Source organism: Propionicimonas sp., assembly GCF_047606205.1.
GTDB lineage: Bacteria > Actinomycetota > Actinomycetes > Propionibacteriales > Propionibacteriaceae > Propionicimonas.
Window position 1 is genome coordinate 1 of the sequence record NZ_JASGES010000027.1, and the last position, 9,952, is coordinate 9,952.

Genomic DNA, 9,952 nt, shown 5'->3' on the forward strand with positions numbered 1-9,952 from the left:
ATCGCCCGCTCCCGCAACATGAGCGAACTCGCCCGCCGCGTCGGCATGAGCCGCGACGGCCTATACAAAGCCCTCTCCACCGAAGGCAACCCCACCTGGACCACCCTCCTCAAAGTCACCAACGCCCTCGGACTACGACTCACCCTCCACAACGTGGCCTGACAACGACAGGTTGGCCATTTGTGGGCAACGTCGTCCGGATCTGCCGATCCGCGTGCTCAGCCTCCGCAAGATGCTGGATTAGCTGTGCACCACAGGAGCCAGGGCCGCGGCGAGCGGCCGCAACTCGCGCTAGATGGAGATCTCTTGAGAGTTCCTACTTGAGCCGGAAGTCGTTTGGAGCGTCAAGGCACTGCAGCGCGTCCCGTCGCCTGTCCTTGTTCCCCACGTACACTACAGTGTTTCCAACAACCTCCCGGCGAATCCACTCCTGCGAAACGAGTTCAGCTAGAACCGAGCTGACGATCTCGCGGTCGGCCAGGGCAAGGCCACGACTTAGCGCGCTCTCTTTGCGACCCGAACCACGCTGACTGAAGATCTTCTTAAGGATGGTTAGGGCAACCTTCGATTCCCGGTCGAGCTTCAGCTGCATAATCCCGGCGGTTGTTTGTGCGGCCGTGCTGAAGCCGTCGATCTCGGCGCTAGACAGGGCGTCGCGAAGCCAGGGAGTTACTCCAGAGACCCCATCCACGAACGTGATGACACAACCTGGGAAGTTGGGCAGATCCGACTCTTCGTCTACGGCCGTAAGGTCCAACCGCTCGATCAAGCAGTCTTGATAGGTAGTGGATGCGACTACTGGATGGTCAACTACTTGAAGCTCCTCAAAAGCAACGCCCGAGACGAGGTATTGCTTGCGTGCTGGATCCCGGTCGGTCGGCATATCGGTAACGGTGGCGATCAGGTCGGCCAGAACGGCGTCATAACGTCCTTCGTTCTGGCGTTTCGTCAGGGCCGCCCGGACTTGGCCCTCTGCGAAGGAGCTCTGTAGCAACGTCTCGGCGGCAACGCTGGCGGCCAGCCCAGAAGAGGCGTTAACCCAAGAGGCCGGGCCTGCAAGAGGGTGCGTTTCGTCGTAGGGATAGATCACGAAGTCAGCGAGATCCAGCCCATAGGCGGTTTCTGCGAGGTCCTCGTCCGCGAACGAACGCATCTCACCTTCACCTAGACCGAGCGAATTCGTTAGTCCCGGCAGCCGAAGCAATAGCTGCAGACCCTCTTCATCGGGCTGGAAGCCGTTTACGGATACAAAGGCCGCGCGGAGCTGGTCGGTCGAGATAGGTCCGGTAGCCGAGGCGCCGCCTCGTGCCAACGTCGCAACTCGAGCCATGATCTTCTCGATCGTCGCCGGCCTCACCGCGCTGAACATCCTCGCCTCGCGGGCGCAGATTGCGGACAGGAAGGTCCGCCAACCCGACGCCTTCGAACCAGCCGCCGTGATAACGGAGGATGAGTCACCTCCAAGGGACACCAGGTACCCAAGCAAGAGGGGACGGGCAGGTACCCAGTCAGGCAGCTTCCACGTGGCCTCCGACTGGCGAAGGAAGTCCTTGAGTTGGTCCTCATCGAAGTCGGGAATCTGCAGGATGTCCAGAGATCTCAGGCCAAGTGCGGCAGTCATCTCGACTTCGTTGGAGAAGTAGTGAGAACGGCCCGCCACCACAATCCCCGCGCCTTGCGGGGTTTCCTCGATGAGCCGACGAATTGGCGACAGAGCGTCCCATCGCACGTTCTTCAGATCTGCCACGCTCCCAAGCCATCTGCTTGGTAGTACCTCATCGAAGCCGTCAAGAAGTAGCACACACATGCCGGCGCGCCATGCAGACATGAGCCCATTCGCGTGGTCGAAGCCGACTTCTTCGGCATGCCTGCGGAAGATTTCAGCCGGAGTCTTGAGGCCAGCGCAATCCCGCAGATTTATATGAATCGGGAAGGGCGTGAGATGAGCGCGCCGAAAGTGCTCGCGGCGCAGCAACTGGTACAGGTCGCGCAGGGCGTGGCTCTTGCCCGCCCCGTAGTCCCCGACTATCAACACTCGGCCGCCCTCGCAGAGCCGAGTCCCGAGTTCCTGCACGCGGCTGGAGCCGCCTTCCCTCGAGAGCATCTTAACCGCAACGCGGATCTGGCGCCCTGTGACCTCTGGCGTAAAGGCGGTGCTGCCGAAAGGCGCTTTGTCTCGGGCCTGAAGATACAACTCAGAGTTGCAGATCCGCTTGTACATCTGCGCAATGCTGATTGCATGTATGGTCCGGCCCGCCCGCTTGGCCACCTGGGCGACCACCGTTCGTTGATCGCCAGTTGGTTCGTCGCGCGTAACAAACCATGCCGTCGCGGGTTTGAATTGGTTGGCCTTGTCCCTTAGGAGGTATTCAAGAAGCCCAGCGAGTTTCTCGGCGTCCTTCTGCGCCTTCTCCTTGTCACGCCTCGTCGTGAACTCGTAGACGTTGATGTCATCGTGGTTGACGAAGACGCCATCGCGCTCGCTCCCTTGGACCATCAGGGCTCCCTGGGTGCCGGCGGGGTCGTGCAGGGCCCGCGCGAGCTCCACGCCGCGTCGCTCGAATTCGAACGGATCTTCATTGACCACGGTTGTCATCCTCACTACTCGCCCTGCTGAGGCTCACACTAGCGGCGGCCGGCCGTCACGGGTCCAGCCGCGGTCTGCCCGTGAGCCGATTCGGCCGCTGCCAGGTTGGCAAGATCACATGGCTGCGACCCCGGGCTGAGACAGCTCACCGAGCGTCCGATATTGCCGCGGACAGCACGGCCCCGCGGGCGCAGCGCGCGCCACGGTGAGCGGCGCACCATTCCGAGCGGGACCGTGGGCACACGTGGGGCAGCGACGCGCCTGGGTCACACCGCGCCAATGCCTCGTCCCTAGCAGGACGGCGATTCGAACGACCCCGGCGTGTGGGGCAGACGTGGGGCACGAGTGGACCTCGGAGGGCACTAGCCAACCCGGACAGTCGGCAGCCGCGGGCGAAACCCCTAGCCACAGCGATTCGAGTTGGCCAACAGAAACCCGCGAGAGGTATCGCGCCTCCGCTTTTCGCCATTATTCTGAGAGTAAATGCCCTAGTCAGAGGCACCTTAAGGTGCGCGAGAGAGGAGTTGAACCTCCACGTCCTTTCGGACACACGGACCTGAACCGTGCGCGTCTGCCATTCCGCCACTCGCGCCCGGCTCCCGGGGGAGCCAGCCGAAGAAGGCTAGCACGAGAACGGGGCTCGCCCCGAATCCCCCTCGGGAGGCCGGACGCCGGGGCCCCTCGGCCCATCGGTCTCGTGACTCCACGACGACCACAGCCCGTCGCGTAGGCTGGCGATTCAGGGCTGGATAGGCTTGTCCGCGCCGAGCGCATGGAGAGGAGGAGCGGATGGGGGTCTTCGACCGCGTCGAGAAGAAGCTCGAGAATGCTGTCAGCGGCGCCTTCGCCAGGGCCTTCAAGGGCGACGTCCAGCCCGTGGAGATCACCGCCCGCCTGCAGCGCGAACTCGACTCCGAGGCCAAGCTCCTCAGCCGTGACCGCAAGCTCGTTCCGAACGACTTCCGCGTCTCACTGTCCTCCCACGACTACGACCGCCTCACCCCGTACAGCAAGACGCTGAACTCCGAGATCGGTCCGCAGCTGCGCGAGTACGCCTCCGACGCGGGCTACATCTTCAACGGTCCGGTAACCATCGACTACGTGCTGGACGCCAGTCTTCCGGTCGGCCGCTTCACCGTCACCTCCTCCGCGGTGGCCGGTGTCGACGCGGACGCGGAGGCCGGCCCCAGCGAGATCCGCGCCGGAAACCTGGTCGTCGAGGTGAACGGCGTCCGCCACCCGCTGACCCCGCCGGGGCTGACCGTCGGACGCGGCACGGAGGCCGACCTGCGGATCAACGATCCGGGCGTCTCGCGCCTGCACGCGCGGATCAACGTCGTCGGCACCGGCGCGGGCCAGCAGCTCAGCATCGAGGACCTCGGCTCCACCAACGGCGTCACCGTCGACGGCCAGCGCACCCGGCAGGCGACCCTGGCCCTCGGCAGCCGCATCGAGATCGGCTCGACCAGGCTGGCGATCACCTCGCCGGTGTCCGATGTCTGAGCTGGTCGTCCTCGGCCTCAAAGTCGGGTTCCTGGCCCTGCTGTGGCTGTTCATCCTGTTCACCGGCAACGTGATCCGCATCGACCTGTTCGGACGCAAGGTGCCCGCGGCCGAGCTCTCCCGCCCGACCACCCCTGCCCAGGGCGCCGCCACCAAGCCACCGAAGATCTCCCGGCGCACCCTCAAGCAGCTGCCGAAGACCCTGACCGTCACCCACGGCAAGCAGGCCGGGCTGCAGCTGCCCCTGGGTGAGGCCGTCCTGATCGGACGCGCCAGCGACTGCCAGTTGATCCTCGACGACGACTACGTCTCCACCCGCCACGCCAGGATCAGCCGCACTCCCACCGGCTTCCAGGTCGAGGACCTCGGCTCGACCAACGGCACCTTCGTGAACAACCAGCGGATCAGCGCCCCCACCCCCTTCGGCGTCGACGACACCCTGCGCATCGGTCGGACCCTGATGGGCGTGGAGCGCTAGATGACCCTCGCCCTTCGCTACGTCGCCCACTCCGAGGTCGGCCTCGTCCGAAAGAACAACCAGGACTCGGCCTACACCTCCCCGACGATGCTCATCGTCGCGGACGGAATGGGCGGCGCCGCCGCGGGCGACCTCGCCTCCGCCGTCGCCGTCCGCGAACTGCGGGCGGCCGACGCCCCGCGCAGCGGCGAGCTGATGCTGGACACCCTCTCCACCGCGATCGACGCCGCGTCCGAGGTGATCAGCGACCTCGTCGAGTCCGACCCACGGCTCGACGGCATGGGCAGCACCGTGTGCGGCGTCATGTTCGACGGCGAACAGCTCGGCCTGGCCAACATCGGCGACTCGCGCGCCTACCGCTACCGCGACGGTCGGCTCACCCGGCTCACCCGCGACCACTCCTGGGTCCAGACCCTCGTCGATGAGGGACGGATCACCGAAGCCGAGGCCCTCGAGCACCCCCACCGCTCACTGATCCTGAAGGTCATCAACGGCCAGCCGCAACACCAGCCCGACCTCGAACTGGTCGACGCGGTCGCCGGCGACCGCCTGCTGGTCTGCTCCGACGGCCTGTGCGGCTTCGTCACCGACGACGTCATCGCCGCCCGGATGGACGGTGACCGCGACACGGTCATGAACGCTCTGGTCGACCTCGCCCTCGCCGAAGGCGGCCAGGACAACATCACGATCATCCTCGCCGACATCGTCGAGGGCGAGCCAGAAGGCGCCACCGAGGTGCTCGGCGCGGCCGCCCTGCTCGACCTCGACAACCTGAGCGAGGCCACCGCCCCGATCCCCGACCTCCCCAAGGACGGCACCCCCCGCCCCGACCCCGCGTCGGGCGAGGTGGCCCGGTACGCCCCGCTCGCCCGGCGAAAGGCGTCGGTATGGGTGAAGGTGACCCTCCTGGTGCTGCTGCCGCTGCTCGCGATCGGCGCCGCGGGCTGGGCGTGGTACGGCTACACCCAGCGGCAGTTCTACGTGGGCGCGAACGAGGAGGTGCTCGCGATCTTCCAGGGCATCCCCGAACCGGTGTTCAACCTCCCCCTCTCCCACGTCGTCACCACCGACACCACCCGGGTCGCCGACCTCCCGCTCTACTACCAGGAGCAGGTGCGCGACACGCTGCCGGCCGACACCTACCAGGCCGCGGAGGAGGCACTGGCCACCCTCCGGATCAAGGCCGAGGCCTGCATCGCGCAGCGCGAGCAGCGCGAGACCGCCACCGCGACTCCCAGCCCCAGCGTCACCCCGACGGCCACCGACACCGCCAGCTCCGTCGGCACGGCGAAGCCCACCGGCCCCACCACCTCAGCCACCGCCACTCCCACCGCCACGCCGACCCCGTCCGACACCTCCACCCCGGCAGCACCCACGGAGTGCTGATGAGCGACGTCGTCGGCTACCGCAAACGTCGTGGCGTGGAGGCGTTCATGCTCGCCTTCGCGATCGCGCTGGGCGTCGGTGGATATCTGATCACCCACCTCAACCAGGACGCGAAGCTGCCCCCCGAATGGCCGTGGGCGGTCGCGATCCTCGCCACGATCGGCCTCGTGCTCCACCTCGTGGTCCGCTGGCGCACCCCGTACGCCGACCCCCTCATCCTCCCGCTGGTCATGCTGCTCAACGGGCTGGGGCTGGCGATGATCCACCGGCTCGACCTCGCCTCCGACCCGCGCATGCACTCGGCAGAACTCCAGCTGATGTGGACCTGTGTCGCCGTCGTCGCCTGCTGTGCCGTGATCATCGTGCTGCGCGACTACCGCGTACTACAACGTTATACTTACACGTTGTTCCTCTTCGGCATGGCCCTGCTCATGCTGCCGCTGGTGCCCGGGCTCGGCCTGGAGAAGAACGGCGCCAGGATCTGGATCCACCTCGGCCAGTACAGCTTCCAGCCGGCCGAGCTGGCCAAGCTGGTGCTCTCGATCGCGTTCGCGTCCTACCTGGTCGAGAAGCGCGAGGTGCTCGCCCTGGCCGGCGGACGCTTCCTCGGCATCGAGCTTCCCCGCCCCCGCGACCTCGGCCCGATCCTGCTGATGTGGCTGGCCAGCCTGGCCGTCCTGGTGTTCCAGAAGGACCTCGGCACGTCGCTGCTCTTCTTCGGGCTCTTCGTGATGATGCTCTACGTGGCCACGGAGAAGCCGGCCTGGGCGATTCTCGGCACCCTCCTCTTCGCGGTCGGGGCCTACCTGGGCTACCTCTTCTTCAGCCACGTGCAGGTCCGCGTGTCGGCATGGCTGGACCCCTTCTCGAACTACCAGCAGAACTACCAGGTGATCAACGGGCAGTTCGGCATCGCGTGGGGCGGGGCGCTGGGCACCGGCTGGGGCCTGGGCCGGCCGAATCTCACCCCCCTCGCCAAGACCGACTTCATCGCCGCGGCGATCGGCGAGGAGCTCGGCATCGCAGGCCTCACCGCGATCATGCTGGTCTACGGGCTGATCGTCGCGCGCGGACTGCGCGCGTCGCTCGTGGCCAGGGACCCGTTCGGCAAACTCCTCGCCGCAGGCCTCTCCTTCGTGTTCGCGATCCAGGTGTTCGCAATCCTCGGCGGCGTCACCCGGTTGCTGCCGCTGACCGGCCTGACCACGCCGTTCATGTCCCAGGGCGGCTCGTCCCTGGTCGCGAACTGGGTGATGGTCGGGCTGCTGCTCGTGGTCACCCACCAGATCCGCAGCCCGATCGCCGAGACCGCAGAGCCCGAACAGTGGCTCGGCGCCGAGACCACCCAGCTGATCCCGGTCGGCTCGTCGTCGGCGTCGCCCGCGTCCCCGGTGTCACCCCCGCCGCGTCCGGGGCCGGCCGAACCCACCGGGGGCCTGCCGGCGGTCGAGGAGCCGACCGTGGTGCGACCGTCGACGGGCGATCCGACCATCAACCTCGCTGCCGCCGGCCACAGGCCAGCTCCCGCTCCCGATCCCGAGCCCGATCCTGACGAGGCGATCTTCCGCCTCCCGGCGAAGGAGGACCAGCCGTGAACCGCCCCATCCGTGGCGTCGCCGTGACCGCGATGGTGATGTTCTTCGCCCTGATGGCGAACCTGAGCTACCTCTACGTCGGCCAGCAGAACTACCTCAACGAACGCCCGGAGAACCGCAGGGTCGCCGATGCGCGGTTCGGCCAGGACCGCGGACCGATCATGGTCGGCAACACCCCGGTCGCCGAGTCGGAAGCCGTCAAGGACCGCTACAAGTTCCAGCGCAGCTACTCCTCGGGCAAGCTCTACGCCCCGGTCACAGGCTTCTACTCCTACCTGTACCGCACCTCGGCCCTGGAGTCGTCCTACTCCGCCCAACTCGCCGGGGTCGACGACTCCCAGTTCCTGAACCGGCTGGTCAACACGCTGTCCGGCTCCAGCCAGCGCGGCGGCACCGTCGAGACCACCCTGGACGCCAAGGCGCAGAAGGCGGCGTGGGACGCGCTCGACGGCCGCAAGGGGGCCGTCGTCGCGATCGACTACACCACCGGCGCGATCAAGGCGCTGGTGACCTCCCCGAGCTACGACCCGAACGACCTGTCGACCCACGACCTCGCGGCGTCGACGAAGGCCTGGAACAGGCTCAACGCCGACACCAGCAGGCCGATGTCGAATCGCGCGACCAAGGAGATCTACTCGCCCGGCTCGACCTTCAAGCTCGTCACCGCCGCCGCGGCGCTCGACTCCGGCATGGACGCCGACACGAAGGTCGACGCGTCGGCCTACAAGCTGCCCGGATCGACCAAGGTCATCTCCGGCAACTGCGGCGGCACCAGGATCACCCTCGCCCAGGCGCTGAAGGTGTCCTGCAACCCGGCGTTCGCCCGGCTCGGCGCCGAGCTGGGCGCGGACGCGATCCGCGAACAGGCGGAGAAGTTCGGGTTCGGCACCGCCTTCCTGTCCGACATCGGTTCCTCGGCGAGCGTGTTCCCCGACGACATCGACGCCGCGCAGACCGCGATGAGCGCGATCGGGGAGTACGAGACCAAGGCGTCCCCGCTGCAGATGGCGATGGTCTCCGCCGCGATCGCGAACGACGGGGTGGTGATGGACCCCTACATCGTCGACCAGGTGCTCGACAACGACCTGAAGGTGGTCAGCCAGACGCGCCCGCAGCAGCAGTCGGTGGCGCTCAGCGCGGAGAACGCCGCCGAGTTGAGGTCGATGATGGTGCAGGTCGTCCAGAGCGGCACCGGCTACCGTGCCCAGATCGCGGGGGTGAAGGTCGGAGGCAAGACCGGAACGGCCCGCACCAGCGCCGACCGCAACCCCTACGCCTGGTTCACGGCGTGGGCCGACGACCCGTCGATCGCGGTGTGCGCGTTCGTCGAGGACGCCGACATTCCGGCGACCGAGATCGCCGGTGGTGCCGTGGCCGCCCCGATCGCCAAGGCCGTGATCGAGGCACTCAGGTGATTCTCATTCGGAACGTGACGCGGCTTCGGCCACAATGGGGACGTTGTGCAGCCGGGTGTCCTGTTCGGGCCGCCGGGTGGAAAGGAATCGACGGATGACCGAAGAACCCAGGCTCCTCGGGGGTCGCTACCAGCTGGGCCCCGTGCTCGGCAGGGGCGGGATGGCCGAGGTGCGCCGGGCTCGTGACCTGCGGCTCGGACGCGACGTGGCGGTCAAGCAGCTGCGGATCGACCTGGCCTCCGATCCCACGTTCCAGGCCCGCTTCCGCCGGGAGGCCCAGGCCGCGGCCGGGCTGAACCACCCCAACATCGTGGCCGTCTACGACACCGGCGAGGAGGCCGACCCTCTCTCCGGGGTGCAGGTGCCCTACATCGTGATGGAGCTGGTCGAGGGCCACACGCTGCGCGAGATCCTGCGCACCGGGCGGCAGATCGTGCCGGCGAAGGCACTCGAGTTCACTCAGGGCGTGCTGGACGCGCTGAGCTACAGCCACAAGGCCGGCATCGTCCACCGCGACATCAAGCCGGCGAACGTCATGCTCACCTCGACCGGCCAGGTCAAGGTGATGGACTTCGGGATCGCCAGGGCGGTGGCCGACACGTCCGCCACCATGACCCAGACCGCGGCGGTGATCGGCACCGCCCAGTACCTGTCGCCGGAGCAGGCGCGCGGCGAGACCGTCGACTCCCGCAGCGACATCTACTCCGCCGGCTGCCTGCTGTACGAGCTGCTGGTCGGGCGCCCGCCGTTCCAGGGCGACTCCCCGGTGAGCGTCGCCTACCAGCACGTCCGCGAGGCGCCCGTCCCGCCCAGTCACCTCGACGCCGAGATCACGCCGGCGATGGACGCGATCACGCTGAAGGCGCTCGCCAAGGACCCCGCCGACCGCTACCAGACCGCGGCCGCCATGCGTGCCGACATCGGGCGCCTGCTCGCCGGCCAGTCCGTCGCCGCGACCGCGCCGGTCGCGGCGCCCGTCCCGGTCGCC

General features: G+C 67.4%; 7 protein-coding genes, 1 tRNA gene and 1 pseudogene. 7 read left to right on the forward strand and 2 right to left on the reverse strand.

Going from position 1 to position 9,952, the window contains the following annotated elements; translation table 11 throughout:
- Window positions 1-162, forward strand: a complete 162-nt coding sequence (locus tag QM633_RS01555) for an addiction module antidote protein (protein WP_415151968.1) — start codon at window positions 1-3, stop codon at window positions 160-162.
- A 154-nt stretch (window positions 163-316) separates the two neighbouring features.
- Here QM633_RS01555 and QM633_RS01560 read toward each other — a convergent pair whose 3' ends face one another.
- On the reverse strand, window positions 317-2,587 hold the full coding sequence (locus QM633_RS01560) for an NACHT domain-containing protein (RefSeq protein ID WP_415151962.1): 2,271 nt from the start codon (window positions 2,585-2,587) through the stop codon (window positions 317-319).
- Between the two features lie 509 nt (window positions 2,588-3,096).
- Window positions 3,097-3,179 (reverse strand) — tRNA-Leu (locus QM633_RS01565).
- A gap of 197 nt (window positions 3,180-3,376) precedes the next feature.
- Between QM633_RS01565 and QM633_RS01570 the strand changes: the two genes are divergently transcribed.
- The 6 genes and pseudogenes from QM633_RS01570 to pknB all read left to right on the forward strand — a co-directional run.
- Window positions 3,377-4,090, forward strand: a complete 714-nt coding sequence (locus QM633_RS01570) for an FhaA domain-containing protein (RefSeq protein ID WP_415151963.1) — start codon at window positions 3,377-3,379, stop codon at window positions 4,088-4,090.
- The gene (locus tag QM633_RS01575) at window positions 4,083-4,568 is read left to right on the forward strand and encodes an FHA domain-containing protein (RefSeq protein WP_415151964.1); all 486 of its coding nucleotides are present in this window, start codon (window positions 4,083-4,085) and stop codon (window positions 4,566-4,568) included. Before QM633_RS01570 ends, QM633_RS01575 begins: the two co-directional genes overlap by 8 nt.
- Window positions 4,569-5,954, forward strand: a complete 1,386-nt coding sequence (locus QM633_RS01580) for a PP2C family protein-serine/threonine phosphatase (protein ID WP_415151965.1) — start codon at window positions 4,569-4,571, stop codon at window positions 5,952-5,954.
- Window positions 5,954-7,267 (forward strand): annotated as a pseudogene (locus QM633_RS01585) (FtsW/RodA/SpoVE family cell cycle protein); the annotation flags it as partial. The gene QM633_RS01580 and the pseudogene QM633_RS01585, both read left to right, overlap by 1 nt.
- Window positions 7,268-7,545: 278 nt before the next feature.
- The gene (locus QM633_RS01590; RefSeq protein WP_415151966.1) at window positions 7,546-8,964 is read left to right on the forward strand and encodes a peptidoglycan D,D-transpeptidase FtsI family protein; all 1,419 of its coding nucleotides are present in this window, start codon (window positions 7,546-7,548) and stop codon (window positions 8,962-8,964) included.
- A 94-nt stretch (window positions 8,965-9,058) separates the two neighbouring features.
- Window positions 9,059-9,952, forward strand: an 894-nt coding sequence (gene pknB / locus QM633_RS01595; RefSeq protein ID WP_415151967.1) for a Stk1 family PASTA domain-containing Ser/Thr kinase, incomplete at its 3' end; no start/stop codon positions are given.